The organism is Luteibacter yeojuensis (genome assembly GCF_011742875.1).
In the GTDB taxonomy this organism is placed as follows: Bacteria; Pseudomonadota; Gammaproteobacteria; order Xanthomonadales; family Rhodanobacteraceae; genus Luteibacter; species Luteibacter yeojuensis.
Window position 1 is genome coordinate 1824849 of sequence record NZ_JAAQTL010000001.1, and the last position, 19393, is coordinate 1844241.

The following is a 19393-nucleotide window of genomic DNA, read 5'->3' on the forward strand; positions in this document are numbered from 1 at the left end:
CCCCGCCGGGGTCCTGTCGTAACCCTCATAACAAATGTGATGAACCGTCAAAAATCGAGCCGGCATACAGGCCGGAAACCCTTGGTATAGTCGTCGACTTCCCCCATCTACGTCGGCACATGGACAGCATTCGCATCCGCGGCGCCCGCACGCACAATCTCAAGAATATCGACCTCGACCTGCCCCGCGATCGCCTGATCGTGATCACGGGCCTGTCCGGGTCCGGCAAATCCTCGCTGGCTTTCGACACCATCTATGCCGAAGGCCAGCGTCGCTACGTCGAGTCGCTGTCGGCCTATGCCCGGCAGTTCCTCTCGATGATGGAGAAGCCGGACGTGGACACGATCGAAGGCCTCTCCCCGGCCATCTCGATCGAACAGAAGTCGACGTCGCATAACCCGCGCTCCACCGTCGGTACGATCACCGAGGTGTACGACTACCTGCGCCTGCTCTACGCGCGCGTCGGTACACCGCGGTGCCCCACGCACGGCATCCCGCTGGAAGCGCAGACCGTCAGCCAGATGGTGGACACCGCGCTGGCGCTGGACGCCGACAAGCGCTGGATGCTGCTGGCGCCGGTCATCCGCGAACGCAAGGGCGAACACGTGCAGGTCTTCGACCAGCTGCGCGCCCAGGGCTTCGTGCGTGCCCGCGTGGACGGCGAGGTCTACGACCTCGACGCCGTGCCACCCCTCACGCTGCGGCAGAAGCACACCATCGAAGCGGTGATCGACCGCTTCAAGCCGCGCGAGGACATCAAGCAGCGCCTGGCCGAATCCTTCGAGACCGCGCTGCGCCTCGGCGACGGCATCGTCATCCTGGTGGACATGGACGACGCGAAGGCACAGGAGCAGCTGTTCTCCTCGCGCTTTTCCTGTCCGATGTGCGACTACTCGCTGCCGGAACTCGAGCCGCGCCTGTTTTCGTTCAACTCGCCCGTGGGCGCATGCCCGACCTGCGACGGCCTGGGCATCACGCAGGTGTTCGATCCCGCGCGTGTGGTGGGCCATCCGGAACTCAGCCTCGCCGGCGGCGCCATCCGCGGCTGGGACCGGCGCAACCCGTACTACTACCAGATGGTCATCTCGCTGGGTAAGCACTACGGCTTCGACCCGGAAACGCCGTGGCGCGAACTGCCGAAGTCGGCGCAGAACGCGGTCCTCAACGGATCCGGCCGCGAACTCATCCCGTTCCGCTATATCACGGAGCGCGGCGGCAAGGTCACCCGCGAACACAAGTTCGAAGGCATCCTGCCGAACCTCGAGCGCCGTTACCGCGAAACCGAATCGGCCGCGGTGCGCGAGGAACTGTCGCGCTACATCGCGGACCATCCCTGCCCCGATTGCGGGGGCCAGCGCCTGAACCCGTCGGCGCGCAACGTCTTCGTGGCCGACCGCGCGATTCCGGAAATCACCTCGCTGGCGATCGATACCGCCCTGGCCTTTTTCGAGAAGCTGAAGCTTCCGGGCTGGCGTGGCGAGATCGCCGTGAAGATCGTGAAGGAGATCCGCGAACGCCTCACCTTCCTCAACGACGTGGGCCTCAACTACCTCACGCTCGACCGCCAGGCGGATTCGCTCTCCGGCGGCGAGGCGCAGCGCATCCGCCTGGCCAGCCAGATCGGTGCCGGCCTCGTGGGTGTGATGTACGTGCTGGACGAGCCGTCCATCGGACTGCACCAGCGCGACAACGAACGCCTGCTCGGCACGCTCACCCGGCTGCGCGACCTCGGCAACACGGTCATCGTGGTGGAACACGACGAGGACGCCATTCGCGCGGCGGACCATATCCTGGACATCGGCCCCGGCGCCGGCGTGCATGGCGGCCATATCGTGGCCGAGGGCACGCTGGACCAGGTGCTCGCGTCCCCGGCCTCGGTTACGGCCAAGTACCTGAGTGGCGAGCGCGGCATCCAGGTACCGGCGAAGCGCCGCGAGGCCCGCGACGACCAGTGGATCGAACTCAAGGGCGCAAGCGGCAATAACCTGAAGGACGTGGACGTCCGCATCCCGGTCGGCACCTTCACCTGCGTGACCGGCGTATCCGGGTCGGGCAAATCCACACTCATCAACGACACGTTCTATCGCCTGGCCGCGATGGAACTCAACGGCGCGGGCGAGCAGCCGGCACCGTACGAGTCCATCGAGGGACTGGAACTGTTCGACAAGGTCGTGGACATCGACCAGTCGCCGATCGGCCGCACGCCGCGCTCGAACCCGGCCACGTATACCGGCCTGTTCACGCCGCTGCGCGAGCTGTACGCGCAGGTGCCCGAGTCGCGCCAGCGCGGCTACACGCCGGGCCGCTTCAGCTTCAACGTACGCGGCGGCCGCTGCGAGGCCTGCGAAGGCGACGGCATGATCAAGGTGGAGATGCACTTCCTCCCCGACGTGTACGTGCCCTGCGACGTGTGCCACGGCAAGCGCTACAACCGCGAGACGCTGGAAGTCATGTACAAGGGCCACACCATCGCCGACGTGCTGGACATGACGGTGGAAGATGCCTTCAAGCTGTTCGAGAACGTGCCGGTGATCGCGCGCAAGCTCGAGACGTTGCGCGCCGTGGGTCTCGATTACATCAAGCTCGGCCAGAGCGCCACCACGCTCTCCGGCGGCGAAGCGCAGCGCGTCAAACTCTCGAAGGAGCTATCGAAGCGCGACACGGGCAGCACCCTGTACATCCTCGACGAGCCGACCACCGGCCTGCATTTCCACGACATCGAGCAACTGCTCGACGTGCTTCACCAGCTCGTGGAACACGGCAACACCGTGGTCGTGATCGAACACAATCTCGACGTGATCAAGACGGCCGACTGGCTGATCGACCTCGGCCCCGAAGGCGGTGCGGGCGGCGGGCGCATCCTCGTGAGCGGCACGCCGGAAAAGGTGGCCGCCACGAAGGCCTCGCACACCGGCCGCTTCCTGCTCCCGCACCTGAAGCCGGCCGCACCGGTCGCGAAACCCGCGGCTGCGAAGGCCGCTCCGAAGAAGACGGCCGCGAAAAAGGCGGCTCCGGCGAAAAAGAAAAGGACCGCATGAGTACCGAAGCCTCCCTGACGCCTGCGCCCGTCCCGCTGTTCATCACGCCGATGGACGTGCGCTGGCAGGACCTCGACGCCTACAACCACGTCAACAACGCCAACTATCTCGTCTACCTCCAGGAAGCGCGGCTGCAGTGGCTGAAGGACGTCCCGGGCGAGTGGTACAGCCCGGAAGCCGCGCCGGTCATGGCGCACAGCGAGCTCAACTACCGGCTGCCCATCGAATGGCCGGCGGACATCCAGATCGAGCTGTTCGTCAATCGCATCGGCAACAGCTCGATGACGATCGGCCACCGCATCCTCGACAGCAACGATCCGACGCGTATCCACTGCGACGGCAGCATCACCATGGTGTGGATCGACACCCGCAGCGGCCGGCCGGTGCCGCTGCCACAGGCGATCCGCGACGCGGTTCCCGTGTAGGAGCCGCTATGGCGGCGAGGGGGATTTACCTCGCCGCTTAGTCGCTCCGTAGGCTTCTCGCCGCTATAGCGGCTCCTACAAGGTTGCTGCGGCTCCTGCAAGGTTGCTGCGGCTCCCACATTGTTCATGTGTCGCCGGTATGATCCGCGAGGGTCTACATGGAGAGCACCATGCTGCAACGTTCCCTCGTCCTCGCGATCGCCTGCGCCGTCGCCCTCCCCGCCTTCGCCGCCGACGAGCGCACCGCGCTCACGCTGTACCGCGCCGATGGCGACCAGCTGTTTTCCACGGGCGGCGATGCCGTCTCCGGCGACGGCTACGCCGTCGTCCACGAGCGCCGCGCCTTCGACTTGAAGGGCGGCACGCAGGACCTGTCCATCGACGGCCTGCCCGCCGCGCTCGACAGCGAGGCGCTGTCCCTGCGCTTTCCCGGCAAGGAAACCCGCGTCGTCTCGCAACGCCTCCTGCTCGGCCAGGGCTTCGACGGCGCGGTGGCCGGCCTCGTGGGGCACAACATCAGCGTGATCGGCGAGAGCGGCCAACCCATCGCCAGCGGCACGCTGGTCCGCGGCGGCGACGCGCTCGTGGTGCGCGAGGCGAACGGCCAGGCGACGCTCGTGCGCCAGTACGCCGCGCTACGCGCCGCGGACAGCAAGGATTTCGCGCGCGGATCGACGCTGCAGGTACGCGTCGCCGGCAGCGGCGCGGGCCATGCGAACGCCCAGCTCGACTACCCCACCTCCGGGCTTGGCTGGCGCGGCGCGTACGTCGCCACGCTGCAGCCCGGCCATGCCTGCCGCATGACCTTCGACGCCGCCGCCAGCATCGCCAACCGCAGCGGCCGCGACTGGGAAGACGTGACGCTGAAGCTGGTCGCGGGCGAGGCGCGCCGGGCGAAGACCCCGCCGCAGCCGAGGATGTTCGACCGTGGCATGGTCGCCGCGATGGCCAAGGCGCCCGAGCGAACGCCCGCCCAGGCCACGCTGGGCGACCTCCGCACCTATACGCTCCCCGCCGCGGTGGACCTGCCGGACGGCAGCGTCACGCAGACGCCGCTCTACGACCGCCGCACGCTCGATTGCGAGCGCCAGGCGCTGTACGACTCGCAGGCCGGCGGCTGGTTCCCGCCCCGCCCGAACATGGAACGCCAGACGGTTCCTCCCGCGGACGGCGTGCCGATCGTCTCCAACCTCCGCTTCAAGGCCTTCGACAGCCTGCCGGCCGGCTACGTGCGCGTGCTGACCACCGACCGCGACGGCAATGCGGAACTCCTCGGCGAGGGACGCATCGACGACACGCCGAAGAACCAGGACACCACCGTGTCGCTGGGCAACGCCTTCGACCTCTCGGCCAGGCGCGAGCAGACGGCATTCACGGCGGACGCGGACGCGCACCGCATCGACGAGGCGTTCCGCATCGTGCTCTCCAACGCCGGCGACACGGCCCGCACGATCACCGTCCACGAACATCCGAACCGCTGGCGTGCATGGAAGGTCGCGTCGTCTTCGCTGAAGCCGACGAAGGTCTCGCCGGAACTGCTCGAATTCAAGGTGGAGGTACCGGCCAACGGCAGCGCCACGCTGGATTACGCGGTGCAGTACACCTGGATCGACGCCGACCTGCCGAAGTAAGCAAGGCATCTGTAGGAGCCGCCATGGCGGCGAGGGCCAACTTGCGACCATATCGCGAGGTTTCCTCGCCGCTATAGCGGCTCCTACACAGCGGTGTCGCGACATTCCGGGTTTCGATCGCCATAATCGGCGCAACCCCAAACGGACCCACGACCATGCTCGACATCCTTCCGCACGACGGTGGCATCCAAGAAATCCGCATGGCGCGCGCACCGGTGAACGCGTTCGACATCGGCCTGCTCCAGGCGCTGCGCGAGGCCATCGCCGAGGCACCGGCCAACGGTGCCCGCGGCATCGTGATCTCGGGCGCGCAGGGCATGTTTTCCGCCGGCGTGGACGTACCCGCCCTGATCCAGCGCGATCGCGCGGGCGTCAAGGCATTCTGGGACGAGTTCTTCGCGCTGTGCGGCACCATTGCCGCCTCGCGCGTGCCTACCGTCGCCGCGATCACCGGGCACAGCCCGGCCGGCGGCGCGGTCGTGTCGCTGTTCTGCGATTACCGGATCATGGCGCACGGTGTCTACAAGATCGGTCTTAACGAAGTACAGGTCGGCCTTTCCGTCCCCGAGCCGATCCAGTTCGCCATGCGCCGCATCGTGGGCGCTTACCGCGCCGAGCGCCTGCTGGTGGCAGGCGCCATGGTCGACGCGGAGCAGGCGCATGCGATCGGGCTGGTCGACGAACTGGCCGCGGTGGAACAGGTGGTGACGCGCGCGGTGCTATGGCTGGAAGACCTGCTGAAGCTGCCGCCGAAGGCCATGCTGCGCACCCGCGCCATCGCCCGTGCCGACCTCCTGGCCGTCTGGGGCGACACGAGCGACCTCCTCGACCCGGGTTTCATCGACGATTTCTTCGGCGAGGAAACGCAGACGGTACTGAAGGCGCTCGTAGCCCGCCTCAAATCCAGGTAGCCCCCGCTGTAGGAGCCGCTATAGCGGCGAGAAGCCAGCGAAGCGATGAAGCGGCCGGGCAGGATTCCCTCGCCGCTATAGCGGCTCCTGCACGAAGCCCCGGATGGCTGAAACGCCTTGGCCTGCGTGCAACCTGGCCTCCGCCACGTCGCCGGGGCCGAGGCCGCCCAAGGCGTACACGGGCAGCGAGGCCGCTTCCGCCATGCGCCCGAAGCGCGGCCAACCCAGCGGCTCGGCATCCGGATGGCTTGCCGTCGCCACAACCGGTGACAATGTCGCGAAATCGCACCCGAGGCGGGATGTCCGTTCCAGCTCCCTGGCGTCGTGGCAGGAGGCTCCGACCGCGAGGGAAAGCGGCAGCGGTCGCGCGGCGAGTTCGCCAAGCTGCGCCGACGACAGGTGCACGCCCATCCCCAGCGCCAGCGCCCCTTCGATATCGCGGCTCAGCAGCAGCCGGGCGCCGACCCGGCCAACCTCGGGCAGGACCTGCGCGGCCACGGCGCGAACGGTCTCCTTCGGCAGGCCCGGAAGCCGCAATTGCAGCAGCCGCTCGCCCCGTGCCAGTGCCGCCAGCACCCACGCGGCGGCCTCTTCCGGCGACGCGTCCGCGGGGCTTATCGGGTAATGCCATGGAAGACGCAGCGCGGCCAGGATGGGCCGGTCGGCCGGGGCGAGCAGGCCCGGATCGATGGAGGCGGGCGCGTGCCATGCGATCGCGGCGGCATCCAGCGCGGCGGGCTCGCCTGTCCAGGCACGGACGACCAGGGCCTCCAGCAGCATGTCCCGCTCGCCGTAGCGCCAGGGCACGCGGATCAAGGCTTCGAAGGAAGCCGGATCGACCGCGATGCCGAGTTCCTCGTCCAGTTCGCGCGCGAGCGCCGTCACCGCGGTCTCGCCGGGTTCGAGCTTGCCGCCCGGAAACTCCCACATGCCGGCCAGGTGCTTACCGGCCGGGCGTTGCGCGATGAGGATTCGTCCGCTGTCGTCGACGAGGACGCCAGCGACCACGTGCATCAACGATGCCGGTGCCGATCGTGGTCGGGCGCCTTCCGGACGTACTCGACCATGTCGAAGGCATACGGGTGGTCCGCATCCTTCTTGTGGCTTACGCGGGAGACTTCGTCCCAGTCCTTGAAGTCGATGCCCGGGAAGAACACATCGGCGCCTTCGACGGCCGCGAACACCCAGGTGAGATAGAGAGTGCTGGCCAGGGGAAGGGCCTCCCGGAACACCTCGCCGCCGCCGATCACCATCAGCCCGGTATGCCCACAGCTGGCCTGCGCCTCCTGGATGGAGCGCACCGTGATCTGTCCGGCATACGGCGCCTCGCCCTTGCGCGTCAGCACGTAATTCTCGCGGTCGGGCAACGGCTTGCCGATCGACTCGGCCGTTTTCCGGCCCATCAGCACGGCCCTGTCCTTGGTGAGCTTCTTGAAGTACTTCAGATCGTCCGGAAGATGCCAGGGCAGGCCGCCCTTTTTGCCGATGGCAAAGTTTTCGTCGAGCGCGGCAACCAGGTGAACAGCCATGGAACGTCCTTACGCGGTGAGTTGTAACGGTCGGGCTCGCGGCCCTGCGAGGCAGATAGTAGTCCTCTGCGTCTTGGGGCGAAACCATATCCTCCAAGACGCACCCGGGTTTTTCATGGATGAATGAAGGGGCCGGCGCGCGCCGAAGCGAGGGCAACGTCATGTCCGCAGACTCCAGGTCGGCCCCACTACGGGCTTTCCTCGTCGTTTTCATACTGGGCGCGACCCAGTTCGCCGTTATTCCTCCGCTGCGCGCGGGCCAGGCATCGGCGTCCGGAAGCAAGGCGGCCGTGACGGGTGCCGTGAAGGCCGCGGCGAGGACCGCCGCCCCTTCGAAGGACGACACCTCGATACGCGAATTCCCGAAAGTCCACGTCTCCGACGACGAGCTCGCCGACCTCCGCCGCCGCATCGCCGCCACACGATGGCCCGACAAGGAAACGGTGGACGACACCTCGCAGGGTGTGCGGCTGGACACCATGCGCAAGCTCGCGACGTACTGGCAGTCCGATTACGACTGGCGCAAGTTCGAGGCAAGGCTCAACGCGCTGCCGCAATTCGTGACCACGATCGACGGCGTGGACATCCACTTCATCCATGTGCGCTCGAAGAACAAGAACGCCCTGCCCGTCATCATCACTCACGGATGGCCCGGCTCCATCGTCGAGCAGATGAAGGTCATCGGGCCGCTGACCGATCCGGTCGCGCACGGTGGCAAGGCTGCGGACGCATTCGACGTCGTGATCCCCTCTCTTCCGGGTTATGGCTACTCGGGCAAGCCGACCGGCACCGGCTGGGACCCTCAGCACATCGCACGGGCGTGGATCGAACTGATGAAGCGGCTCGGCTACAAGCGCTACGTCGCGCAGGGCGGCGACTGGGGCGATGCCGTGTCCGAACAGATGGCCGTGATCGCTCCGCCGGAACTGCTGGCCATCCATACCAACATGGCGGCCACGGTGCCCGACGACATCGCCAAGGCATTGGCCGCGGGTGGTCCGCCGCCCGCGGGCCTCTCCGCCGAGGAGCGAGGCGCTTACGAGCAGCTGGACTTCTTCTACAAGCATGGCTTGGGATATGCCCAGGAAATGACCAACAAGCCGCAGACGCTCTACGCGCTGGAAGACTCGCCGATCGGGCTCGCCGCATGGATGCTCGACCACGACATCCGCAGCTACGAACTCATCGCACGCGTGTTCGACGGGCAGAAAGAAGGGCTCTCGCGCGACGACATCCTCGACAACGTGACGCTTTATTGGCTGACGAAGACGGCGGTGTCTTCCGCGCGACTCTACTGGGAGAACAAGCTGCCGTTCTTCGAGCCGAAACACCTGAAGATCCCCGTCGCCGTGAGCGTGTTCCCCGACGAGATCTACGCCGCGCCGAAGCGTTGGGCGGAACAGGCATTCCCGAAGCTCATCCACTACAACCGGCTTCCCAAAGGCGGTCACTTCGCCGCGTGGGAGCAGCCGGACGAGTTCGTGAGCGAGCTTCGCGCCTCGTTCAAGTCGGTGCGTTGAGTACCACGTCGCTCGACTCGCTATTCGTGTGGGAAACGCCTGCCTGCATCAGGCGTCGCTTTGCTTGCCCGAGTGCGCTGTGATGGGTTTTTCCGGCGTGGGACGCGCCATCGCACGGCCGAAGACGCCGACGGCACGGGCCAGGGGTGCCAGGGTTTGCCACAACTCGTCGTCGTTGAGGAGCCGGTAGACGCCACGCACGCCAGGGGCGGCGTCGCCCGCTTCGTGCGGCGCGGACTCCAGCGCTCGCGCGGCTTCGCGAAGCGCTTCCGCGAACTTATAGACCGCTCCTGGCGGAACCTTCCCCAGCACCATCGCCAGGGCCGAGAGGTTCTGCATGAGGTTGCGGGCGCCTTCGGTCTCGAGCCCTTTCACGACGATGGCCGCGATGTCCTGGTTCGCCGCCACCGCGTCGTTCGCAAGCCGGAGCACACCGTGTCGATGCAGCGTTTCCACGAGCCGGTCCAGCTCCTCGCGTGCCGTGGCCTGCGTGCGGACAGGGGTAGGTTTGAAGTCGAGGGGCTCGGCCATCACAGCGTCTCCGGGTGTTCGATGTGCCGCGGCGGATCTTCGTACTCCTGGCGCTCCCACTTCGCGCGGGCATCGGGCCCCGCATTGGGCGTGCGCCGCCCGTAGCGGAAATTACGGTACGGCAAGGCGGGCTCGCCTTTCGGCCGCGGGAGTTTCTCGATGCGTACCGCCAGTTCCTTGTATCCCGGCGTATTGACGTCAGGATCGTGGTGCTCGCCGGTCAGCGCGTTCACGCCCGGCTTGGAATGATGGATGGGCACGCATCCACCTCGGCACCTGGAATACCGTCGCGGGGCCGGCCATCGCCGCGGCGAAGACGTCCATGGTTCTGTTCTTCTTCATGAAGCTGCGCAAGAGCAGACCTGCCGTACGTTTCCCGGCCTGCATCGGCCTTGCGTGGCTGGCGATCACGGTCACGCTGACGCTGGCGGAGTTCTTGATGCGGTTTCCCGTCATGGTTCGCTGATACTCACACCGTCGTCCGGCGAAGGCGGAGAACCGGCGACTTGCCGTTCAGCTACCAAATCGCTCCGCAATTAAACGCGCCAACAAAGCGCATCCTATCGCTAGGACGAGCACAATAGGCCCTCCCAAGTGCTTCTGCATGAAGCCTTGAAAGAAGACAAATGGCACAAGGATCAACGTGTAGATCCATATCTTTCTCATCAAGGGCATCCACACTCGTCGATGTCGAATCCATTCGTCACTACATTTCCGGCCGCTTTCACTCCTTGCAACCCAAGCTGTGGAATTAAGACGTCACCAACCTTAGTCTTATGAGTTGACATGCGCCCCTGAATCTTGATGAGCCGGTTTGCGGTCCTGGCTCGCTCAAGCTGATTACTCAACGTGGACATGGCGCGGCTCGATGTCCAGGCTCGCCTACCGACAGCAACCCACCCAGGAGCAATCGCACCGATACTGGCGGATATGCCGACACTCGCCCAGTTGTAGTTTCTAGCGTTTAGCACACCGCATCCGCTTCTATAGTTTTGAAATGCTTGAATCGCGAGATCCAGAACCGCGCTTACGCCAGCGCCTACAACTCCAAATTCTCCCGTTGGATCGACATATCTTAAAGGTGAACCGTTCGCATACAGATACGGATTGACTCCACCCGCCAAGCCAATCGGATCGACCTGGATATACCGCCCCGCATCCGGATCGTAATCACGCCGGTAGTTGTAGTGCAGACCTGTCACCGCGTCGTAACGCTGTCCCGGGAAACGCAGATCGAAGACGAAACGCGCACCGTCGCCGTCCGGGTCCTCGTCGGGCGGTGCCGTACCAAACGGATCGTCACTCGGCCGCCAGCGCCAGACGGTTGCGTTGCGTGCTGGATCGATCACCGCACGCGGCGTGCCCAGGTGATCGGGCTCGACGTAATAGACCTTCGTGCCTTCGACCAGCCCCACGAGGTAGTCACCCATCCAGACGGCCTGACGCGTCACCTTGCCGCTGGTGTCGTAGTCGGCCAACCAGCGGCCCTGCTCGTCATAGAGCCACAGCTCGGCCGACTTACCGGTTTCCGTCCGCGCGATGCGCTGCCCATCCGCGTCGTAGCCGTACGTCACCAGCACGCGGCCTTGCTCGCTTGCCGAAGCCAAGCGGCCGGCGTCGTCGTAAGTCAGGGTCGCATCACCGATACCGATCGTATTGCCGGCGGCATCGTAGCGGCGGGCCTTGCCGTCCGCCGTGGTCAGGCGATGGCTGGCCGGATCGTAGAGGTACGTCTGCCTTACCCCGCCGGCCGTCATCGCCGTGCGGTCACCGGTGTTGGTGTACTCGAAGCTGCGCAGAGGGCTGCCGCTGCTGAAGTCCTTCACCGTATCCAGATAGCCCAGCCCATCGTGACCAAGCGTGAAGCCGTACCAGCGCCCGAACTGCGAGGCGATTTCTCCGCCCGGGGTGTAGCCCAGCACATAGAGCGAATTGGCCGGATCGATGCTGCCCCAGGACGTCACCCGCCCACTTTTGTCGCGCGCCGCGCGCAGTTCGCCGCCGTTGCCATAACGCCAGCTTTCGATGAGATCGAAGGGACGGTAGGCGACCGAGCTGACGAGGTCGGTCCACGTCCCGCCGGCCGGGGTGGCAATCACGCCGGCCAGGGAACCGTCAGCGTCGTAGCGGTAGCAAGCAGTCCGCCTCACTTTCCGAGAAGGTCTATAAGCCGTTTAATGTCCTCACGTGAGAACGGCTTAAGGTTGATGACCATTAGCGGCTTTTGGCGAGTATCAGTAAATATTCTTAAGCCCACCGTGGGATCGAGAGGTTTTTTTGCGTAGCTCACATCGAACTTTGAGATGTCGCAGAGCGCGACGTGTCGAGTGGTAAAAATGCCTCGGTATGAAAGTGTCGTTTCGTTCCAGCTAATTCGGTAGCGAAAGACTGTGGCAAATAGGCATAGACCATAGAACAAAACGGCGAGCACCTTCAGCTGGCCGAGCCACAGAAAGTACATACTCGGGATAATAAAAACGGAAGCCATAATGCCGAAAATGGCAATGGCGCTCCTACAAGAGCGAATTACAGCAGTGTCGCCATCAACTATTTTCACCTTGCGTCATCCACATAGCCTGGAATAACTGGCCCAAGATAGGTTCCCGCAAAGGAACCGGCTGCCATTCCCGGCACCACAGCGGTATCAACCGCCCGGCCTCCACCCATCTTCAGTGCAGTTCGGAAAGTTACCGTCGAAATCGTTCCGTTCCTGAACTTTGTCTTCATCTGCCTAAAAATTGAATTCATGCTGTTCCGGCCTGCAGTTATTCCTGCCACGCGGGTGCCGGGAATGAAGCCGGTGATGCCACCTACCGCACTGTCTGCGGCGAGTGATGTCAGATTGAATCCACATTGCCTCTTGGATAAATTCCTGAGAGCTTGTTTCGAGAAATTCGTTGCTGCACCACCCGCGATTCCAGCACCAACGGGCCCGGTGTACAACAAAGCCTCCCCACTGACAGCACCACCGATCGCGGAGCCCGCATAATCTTCCCAGCCACTTAATCGTCCGGAGAGAAGGTCTGAAAAGCCTTGGCCAATCACGCCTACGAGGGCTCCGCCAGTCGTGAAAACCAGATCGTCAATGCCCGCATAAAGCCCCAAAGGATCGGTGTATCTCAGCGGCGACCCACTCCCATAAAGGTACGGGTTAATCCCACCCGCCAGACCGATCGGATCGACTTGGATATACCGGCCCGCCTCCGGATCGTAGTCACGCCGGTAGTTGTAGTGCAGACCTGTCACCGCGTCGTACCGCTGTCCCGGGAAACGCAGATCGAAGACGAAACGCGCACCGTCGCCGTCCGGGTCCTCGTCGGGCGGTGCCGTACCAAACGGATCGTCACTCGGCCGCCAGCGCCAGACGGTTGCGTTGCGTGCCGGATCGATCACCGCGCGCGGCGTGCCCAGGTGATCGGGCTCGACGTAATAGACCTTCGTGCCTTCGACCAGCCCCACGAGGTAGTCACCCATCCAGACGGCCTGACGCGTCACCTTGCCGCTGGTGTCGTAGTCGGCCAACCAGCGGCCCTGCTCGTCATAGAGCCACAGCTCGGCCGACTTACCGGTTTCCGTCCGCGCGATGCGCTGCCCATCCGCGTCGTAGCCGTACGTCACCAGCACGCGGCCTTGCTCGCTTGCCGAAGCCAAGCGGCCGGCGTCGTCGTAAGTCAGGGTCGCATCACCGATACCGATCGTATTGCCGGCGGCATCGTAACGGCGGGCCTTGCCGTCCGCCGTGGTCAGGCGATGGCTGGCCGGATCGTAGAGGTACGTCTGCCTTACCCCGCCGGCCGTCATCGCCGTGCGGTCACCGGTGTTGGTGTACTCGAAGCTGCGCAGAGGGCTGCCGCTGCTGAAGTCCTTCACCGTATCCAGATAGCCCAGCCCATCGTGACCAAGCGTGAAGCCGTACCAGCGCCCGAACTGCGAGGCGATTTCTCCGCCCGGGGTGTAGCCCAGCACATAGAGCGAATTGGCCGGATCGATGCTACTCCACGACGTCACCCGCCCACTTTTGTCGCGCGCCGCGCGCAGTTCGCCGCCGTTGCCATAACGCCAGCTTTCGATCAGGTCGAAGGGGCGATAGGCCACCGAGGTAATGAGGTCGGCTCTCGCTCCGCCAGCAGGAGTCACAGTTACACCGGCCATGGAACCGTCCGCGTCGTAGCGGTAGGTCGTCTCCGCGCCACCATCGATGCCAACGGCTTCCAGACGTCCGGCCTTTGAATAACGGTACGATACGGTCTTCGTGGTCGTGGCCCAACGCTGGATCGTGCGCGTGACGTGGCCCGGCGCGTCGTAGCAATACACGGTGCGGCTGCTGCCCTGGGTCATGGACGCCAGCCGGCCCTTCGCGTGGCGCTGGTCCGCCGGGCAGGCAGTGTCGGCCACATCGTAGGCAAAGAGGGCGTCCAGCCCGCCGTCGTAGTGCACGAGGGTCGGCCGGCCCAGCGCATCACGGGTGACTCGATAGCTACCCACGCCGCCGGCACCCTCGTGCCGAATAACGAGGCCGGTCGCATCGTGCTCGTCGGTCGAAAGTCCGGCATCGGGACTGTCCACGCTGCCGACATCGCCCAGGCCCGTGGTCAGGTAGCGGGTGCTCAGGCCCTTGGGGTCTTCGATCGCGGTCAACTGATTGAGCGGGTCGTACCTGGCCTTGCTGATCGCACCGATGCCGCCCACATCGCGGATCACCTCGCGCAAGCGGCCCAAAGCATCGTAGCTGGCCGTGTCCTTGCGGTTATCGGCATCGGTCGTGCTCGTGGGCCGACCGCGTTCGTCGTAGGTGAAGCGGGTGACCGCGCCCTCTCGTGTTTCCGTTTCAATCCGGCCCAAGGCATCGAAGGTGCGGCTCAGCTGCGTGCGAAGCAGCAGGTCGTAGGTGGCTTCCTCGCGCCGCTGGCCGGCGGCATCGAGGGTGAAGCGCAGGCGGTGGTTCGACGGGTTCGCGACCTGGATGAGGCGACCAGCGTTGTCGTATTCGAAGCGGAGCGTGATGCCGTCGGCATCGGTCACCGAGGCGATATCGCCGCGCGGCGTATAGGTAAACGCCGTGGTGGCGACGATGCCACCGGGGCGGGTTTCAGTCACCGCGTCCAGCCAGCCGCGCGGGCCATAAGTGTAGGTGAACACCGTGCCTTGGGCATCTTTGCGCGAGCGTACGCGACCGGCCGGGTCGTAGCTCAGGGCTTCCTCGACCTGGCCCAGCGCGTTCTCGCTCTTCCAGAGATCGCCCTTGCGGTAATCGCAGGCACCCGTGGCGCAATTGGCGGCGTCGGCGCCGCGATAGGTGTACCGCGCCACCGTCGCGGTGGTATCGCGGTCGCTGCGTGGACCCTCTTCGTGGGCCAGACGGCCGTCGGCGTCGTAGGTGAAACGCCAGATGCGCGATAGCGTGAGCGGGGCGCCGGGCTGGGTGGGATCGATCGCGGCCCACGTCTCGCGGCCGGTGAGGTTGCCCGCCCCGTCGTAGCTGAAGCGTTCCTCGCGGCCGGGCGCGGTGATGCGCGTGGGCAGACCCAGCGTCGGATGCCAGGTCGTCGCGATCGTTCGCACGGACGGCGTGCCAGTGGCTTCGCTACGCTCGATCTCGTTGCCGTCACTATCGTAACGATATTCCGTGGCTTGCCCGTCGAAGTCGACACGACGCGAGACGAGGCCGTTGCCGTCATATTCGATGCGTGAGCTGGCGGCGGCGCAACCCGCACCGCCGGGCTGATCCACGCTCACAAGGCGACGGCTGCCGCGAACATCGGCGTAACGGTAGCGGTGAACGGCACCCATCGGTCCCGTCACGGCGACGGTACCGCCCGCCTCGCGGGCCAGCTGCACCTTGCCCACGCCGTTCCAGTGCTCACTGGCGATCGCGCGGCCGTCGCTGTCGTAGCGGAAGGTGGCGAAACGCTGCTTCGTTTCGTCGTAGATGCCCGTAAGAACGTGCGGGTGGTCGCCGCCGGCAAACCCGGTTTCGTTATACAGGTACTCATGGAAGGTGCCGTCGGCGTAAGTAGCGCGCACGAGATGGGCTTCCTTACCGGTGGCAGGCCCCGCGTACGTATAAGTCACCACCACACCGTTGCCATCGCTGACCGAGGCCATGCGTCCTACCGCATCGTAGGCAACGGTAAGCTGGCGGCCCTGGGCATCGACGATGGCGACGAGCCGATCGGTGTAACGCAACGTCACCTGCTGCGACGTGCCGGCGCCCATGGCCACAAGACGCCCTTGGGCATCGTAGGTCTCGACGGGCTGACCGGAAGCAGCCCGGTAAGTCCAGCCGCCACCGACACGCCGCAACTGGCCGCGCGAATCGACGGCACTCACATAGCGACCGCTCTCCTCGACAAAATCGATGCGCTCGCCGGTGTGCCGGAGAAGGCGAACGCGGCTGGCGTCGTCGGAAAGAACCGACAGCGCGCGGTCGTAGGTACCTCGCCAGCGTGCGCCCAGCGCGGCGGTGGTGGGCACGGTCCACTCCCCGCGACGCGCGTCCTCGCCGGCGATGCCGCTGTTGTAGTACCGATGCCAGACCAGCGGCGAACCACCGGTGGCCGCGATATCGACGACTTCTTGATACTTGTTGCCGAGACCGATGTTGAGCGGGTTGCCAGCGCTGGGGCGGGTAGTGCAGTCGCCCGGGCCGAGGTCGGCTTGATAGGGAGTGGTATCGGGATCGGGAAGCTCCGGCTCCGTACCGTAGCGGCAGACGACCTCGCCGCCCGTCGTGCCTACGATGCGGCTCCGGTTGGGATAAGGTCCCATCACCGCGTAGGGTGTGATGATGTACAGCGCAGGCGGATTGTGGCAGGCGTAATACTTGCTGGCGACCGTCGTCCTGGTGTAAGTCTCACCCGTCGGCAGCGTCGCCAGATAAAAGGCCTGGTACGCGTGGGCTCCTTCGCCGAGCCCCGTGATTCTGCAGTTACTGTAGTTGCGTTGGGCGCATTCGTTCCTGACCAGGACCCCGGCGGCTTCCGGCATATCCGTCGAGAAGAAGTCCGGCCCGTCGTACACATCCGCGCGATACTCGGCGAAGGGCTCGATGTCCTGCGATACCTCGTTCGCTTGCGCGTACGCGTGCGAACACATCGTTGCGATGGCGACCGCGAATGCCCGTGCCAGGGGCTTTTTCGCACCTCGGGTTAGCGGGGCAACGAATTCGCCGCGCTCTACCATTGCATCCATTTGCTTAACTCGCGTTTCTGTTTCCATCCGGGCGCGAGTTTAGGTAGGCAAAATCCGACTGTCTGTCATCCTGACGCAGATAGTCGAGCTTTTCAGAAAAGTTCTATGTCTGCGATGTGCCGCTCGAAATGCGGCAAGCCGATGTAGCGCTTTCGCGCCAACCGCGGCCAAGGCACTGGGCCCCTGCCTGCGCAGGAGCGACGGTAGGGGGGACGTTTTTTCGGCGCTGGCGGCCTTGATGCTGGCTGCACACGTCTTTCATCGGGTAGGTGAGACACCGTGGGCTCCTTCCGCGCCGCGGATATCACGGAGCCCGACATGAATCGCATGCCCCATCGCATCCTCGCGACCGCTCTCGCGGCCGCCGCCGTTCTTCCCGCCGTGACGTTGGCCCAGGCATCGGGTGCCCCGTCCAAGGTGGCCGCTTCCGCCGACACCGCCTTCGTGAGGAAGGCCAGCGCGGGCGGCCTTGCCGAGGTCGCGCTCGGCCAGCTCGCCGCCTCGCAAGGCAGCTCGGCCGGCACGAAAGCCTTCGGCGAGCGGATGGTGAAGGATCACACGGCCGCGAACGAGGAACTCAAGGGCATCGCCTCCAGCAAGAACATGACCGTATCGCCGGCCCTAATGGCCCGCGACAAGGAAACCGCCGCGAAGCTGGGCAAGAAGTCGGGCGCCGAGTTCGACAAGGCCTACGCGAAGATGATGGTCGCCGACCATGAAGAGGATGTCGTGCTTTTCACGAAAGAGGCGAACGAAGGCAAGGACCCGGAACTGAAGGCTTTCGCCGCCAAGACGCTCCCGACGCTGAAGGAGCACCTGGACATGGCGAAGAAGCTGCCCGGCGGTTCGGGCGGCATGTGACGCTCAGACGGCGACGGGCGCCTTGATCGCGGGATGCGGATCGTAATCGACGATGGCGACGTCTTCGAAACGGAAGGCGAAGATGTCGCGCACGTCGGGATTCAGCACCAGCTTCGGCAGCGTACGCGGTTCGCGCGACAGCTGCGTCTTCGCCTGCTCGATGTGGTTGGAGTAAAGGTGCGCATCGCCCAGCGTGTGCACGAAGTCGCCCGGCTCCAGGCCCGTCACCTGGGCCACCATGTGGGTCAGCAGCGCATAGCTCGCGATGTTGAACGGAATGCCGAGGAAAATATCGCCGGACCGCTGGTACAGCTGGCAGGACAGTTTCCCGTTCGCCACGTAGAACTGGAACATCGTGTGGCACGGCATCAACGCCATCTTCGGCAACTCGCCCACGTTCCACGCCGATACGATCAGACGGCGCGAATCCGGGTTGCGCCTGATCTCGTCCACCACCCAGGCGATCTGGTCGACCGCCTTGCCGTCGGCCGTCGGCCACGCACGCCACTGGCGGCCATAAACGGGGCCGAGGTCGCCGTTGGCGTCGGCCCATTCGTCCCAGATGCTGACGCCATGTTCCTTCAGGTAGGCGATGTTCGTGTCGCCCTGCAGGAACCAGATCAGCTCGTGCACGATGGACTTGAGGTGCAGCTTCTTCGTCGTGACCAGCGGAAAGCCCTTCGACAGGTCGTAACGCATCTGCCAGCCGAACACGCTGCGCGTGCCGGTACCGGTGCGATCCGATTTCTCGGCGCCGTGATCGAGGACGTGACGGAGGAGTTCGAGATAGGGCTGCATGGACGGGACGATATCAGTTCGCGGTCGCCGGCACCGGCGCGACGGGGGCATATGGCGCCTTGCGCGACATGGCCAGCAGCACGATGCCGACCGCGATCAGCGGCAGGGAAAGGATCTGTCCCATCGTGACCCAGCCGAAGGCGAGGTAGCCCAGCTGGGCGTCGGGCACGCGGACGAACTCGATGGCGAAGCGGAACACGCCGTAGAGGAGCGCGAACATGCCGGAGACGGCGTAACGCGGACGCGGCTTCATCGAGAAGAGCCAGAGCACCGCGAACATGACCACGCCCTCGAGGGCGAATTCGTAGAGCGGATTCGGATGCCGGGGCAGCGCGTCCGGCGCGTGCGGAAAGATCATGCCGATCGGGAGGTCGGTGGGCTTGCCCCACAGCTCGCCATTGATGAAATTGCCCAGGCGGCCCAAGCCGAGGCCCAGCGGCACGAGCGGGGCCACGAAGTCCACCGCGTCGAAGAACTTCACGCCATTGCGGCGCGACCACCAGAGGCCGGCCACCAGCACGCCGAGCAACCCGCCATGGAACGACATGCCGCCGTCCCATACACGAAAGATCGCCAGCGGGTCGGTCCAGATCCAGTCGATGGCCGTGTAGAAGAGCATGTAGCCCACCCGGCCGCCCAGCACCACACCCATCATCGCGTAGAACATGAGGTCGCCGAAGCGGTCGGCGCTGACAGGCAGGCGGCCCTGGCGCCGGCGATACTCGCCCAGCGCCCACCCGCCGAGGAAACCGCCCAGGTACATGAGGCCGTACCAGTGCACCTGGATGGGGCCGAGGGAAAACGCGACAGGATCGATATCGACGACGAAAGGGGTGGCCATGGAATGCCCGGATCGAAAGCAGATGCCAAGTGTACCGCCCATCCCGCGGCGAGGGCCGCCTTGTGGCGAAAGCCGGGATGGGCTATATCGGCGCTCGGGGACCGTCCGGGGGGACGG

The 19393-nt window shown here is 65.2% G+C and carries 15 protein-coding genes; 7 read left to right on the forward strand and 8 right to left on the reverse strand.

Features of this window, described 5'->3' with window-relative positions; genetic code table 11:
• Positions 1-119: 119 nt before the first annotated feature.
• The 4 genes from uvrA to HBF32_RS08465 all read left to right on the forward strand — a co-directional run bounded on the left by uvrA (position 120) and on the right by HBF32_RS08465 (position 6005).
• Positions 120-3038, forward strand: a complete 2919-nt coding sequence (gene uvrA / locus HBF32_RS08450; RefSeq protein WP_166699222.1) for an excinuclease ABC subunit UvrA — start codon at positions 120-122, stop codon at positions 3036-3038.
• On the forward strand, positions 3035-3463 hold the full coding sequence (locus tag HBF32_RS08455; protein WP_166699223.1) for an acyl-CoA thioesterase: 429 nt from the start codon (positions 3035-3037) through the stop codon (positions 3461-3463). Before uvrA ends, HBF32_RS08455 begins: the two co-directional genes overlap by 4 nt.
• A gap of 170 nt (positions 3464-3633) precedes the next feature.
• A complete protein-coding gene (locus HBF32_RS08460; RefSeq protein ID WP_166699224.1) occupies positions 3634-5094 on the forward strand; it encodes a DUF4139 domain-containing protein in 1461 nt (486 codons plus the stop codon).
• A 155-nt stretch (positions 5095-5249) separates the two neighbouring features.
• The gene (locus tag HBF32_RS08465) at positions 5250-6005 is read left to right on the forward strand and encodes an enoyl-CoA hydratase/isomerase family protein (RefSeq protein ID WP_166699225.1); all 756 of its coding nucleotides are present in this window, start codon (positions 5250-5252) and stop codon (positions 6003-6005) included.
• A gap of 75 nt (positions 6006-6080) precedes the next feature.
• Here HBF32_RS08465 and HBF32_RS08470 read toward each other — a convergent pair whose 3' ends face one another.
• Complete coding sequence (locus HBF32_RS08470; RefSeq protein WP_166699226.1) at positions 6081-7019, reverse strand: Nudix family hydrolase; 939 nt, start codon at positions 7017-7019, stop codon at positions 6081-6083.
• Positions 7019-7534, reverse strand: a complete 516-nt coding sequence (locus HBF32_RS08475; RefSeq protein WP_166699227.1) for a dihydrofolate reductase — start codon at positions 7532-7534, stop codon at positions 7019-7021. The genes HBF32_RS08470 and HBF32_RS08475 overlap by 1 nt, the downstream gene beginning before the upstream one ends.
• Before the next feature lie 161 nt (positions 7535-7695).
• On the opposite strand from HBF32_RS08475, the gene HBF32_RS08480 reads away from it, so the two are divergent.
• The gene (locus HBF32_RS08480) at positions 7696-9054 is read left to right on the forward strand and encodes an epoxide hydrolase family protein (protein WP_166699228.1); all 1359 of its coding nucleotides are present in this window, start codon (positions 7696-7698) and stop codon (positions 9052-9054) included.
• A gap of 48 nt (positions 9055-9102) precedes the next feature.
• Here the strand turns inward: HBF32_RS08480 and HBF32_RS08485 are convergent, their stop codons facing one another.
• Positions 9103-9585, reverse strand: coding sequence for a helical membrane plugin domain-containing protein (locus HBF32_RS08485; protein WP_166699229.1), 483 nt, complete (start codon positions 9583-9585; stop codon positions 9103-9105).
• The gene (locus HBF32_RS08490) at positions 9585-9845 is read right to left on the reverse strand and encodes a hypothetical protein (RefSeq protein WP_166699230.1); all 261 of its coding nucleotides are present in this window, start codon (positions 9843-9845) and stop codon (positions 9585-9587) included. The genes HBF32_RS08485 and HBF32_RS08490 overlap by 1 nt, the downstream gene beginning before the upstream one ends.
• 41 nt (positions 9846-9886) lie before the next feature.
• Between HBF32_RS08490 and HBF32_RS08495 the strand changes: the two genes are divergently transcribed.
• Positions 9887-10051, forward strand: coding sequence for a hypothetical protein (locus HBF32_RS08495; RefSeq protein WP_338039798.1), 165 nt, complete (start codon positions 9887-9889; stop codon positions 10049-10051).
• A 199-nt stretch (positions 10052-10250) separates the two neighbouring features.
• On the opposite strand, the gene HBF32_RS19295 is transcribed toward HBF32_RS08495, so the two are convergent.
• Both HBF32_RS19295 and HBF32_RS08505 read right to left on the reverse strand, forming a co-directional pair.
• Positions 10251-11684 carry an RHS repeat-associated core domain-containing protein gene (locus tag HBF32_RS19295; protein WP_166699231.1) on the reverse strand — a complete coding sequence of 478 codons (1434 nt, stop codon included), beginning with the start codon at positions 11682-11684 and terminating at the stop codon, positions 10251-10253.
• A gap of 454 nt (positions 11685-12138) precedes the next feature.
• On the reverse strand, positions 12139-16776 hold the full coding sequence (locus HBF32_RS08505) for an RHS repeat-associated core domain-containing protein (protein ID WP_166699232.1): 4638 nt from the start codon (positions 16774-16776) through the stop codon (positions 12139-12141).
• Positions 16777-17094: 318 nt separating this feature from the next.
• Between HBF32_RS08505 and HBF32_RS08510 the strand changes: the two genes are divergently transcribed.
• Positions 17095-17637, forward strand: a complete 543-nt coding sequence (locus HBF32_RS08510; protein ID WP_166699233.1) for a DUF4142 domain-containing protein — start codon at positions 17095-17097, stop codon at positions 17635-17637.
• A gap of 3 nt (positions 17638-17640) precedes the next feature.
• Here the strand turns inward: HBF32_RS08510 and HBF32_RS08515 are convergent, their stop codons facing one another.
• Entirely contained in the window at positions 17641-18435 is a 795-nt protein-coding gene (locus HBF32_RS08515) for a thymidylate synthase (RefSeq protein ID WP_166699234.1), read from the reverse strand.
• 13 nt (positions 18436-18448) lie between these two features.
• Entirely contained in the window at positions 18449-19276 is an 828-nt protein-coding gene (lgt, locus tag HBF32_RS08520) for a prolipoprotein diacylglyceryl transferase (protein WP_166699235.1), read from the reverse strand.
• Positions 19277-19393 lie beyond the last annotated feature (117 nt).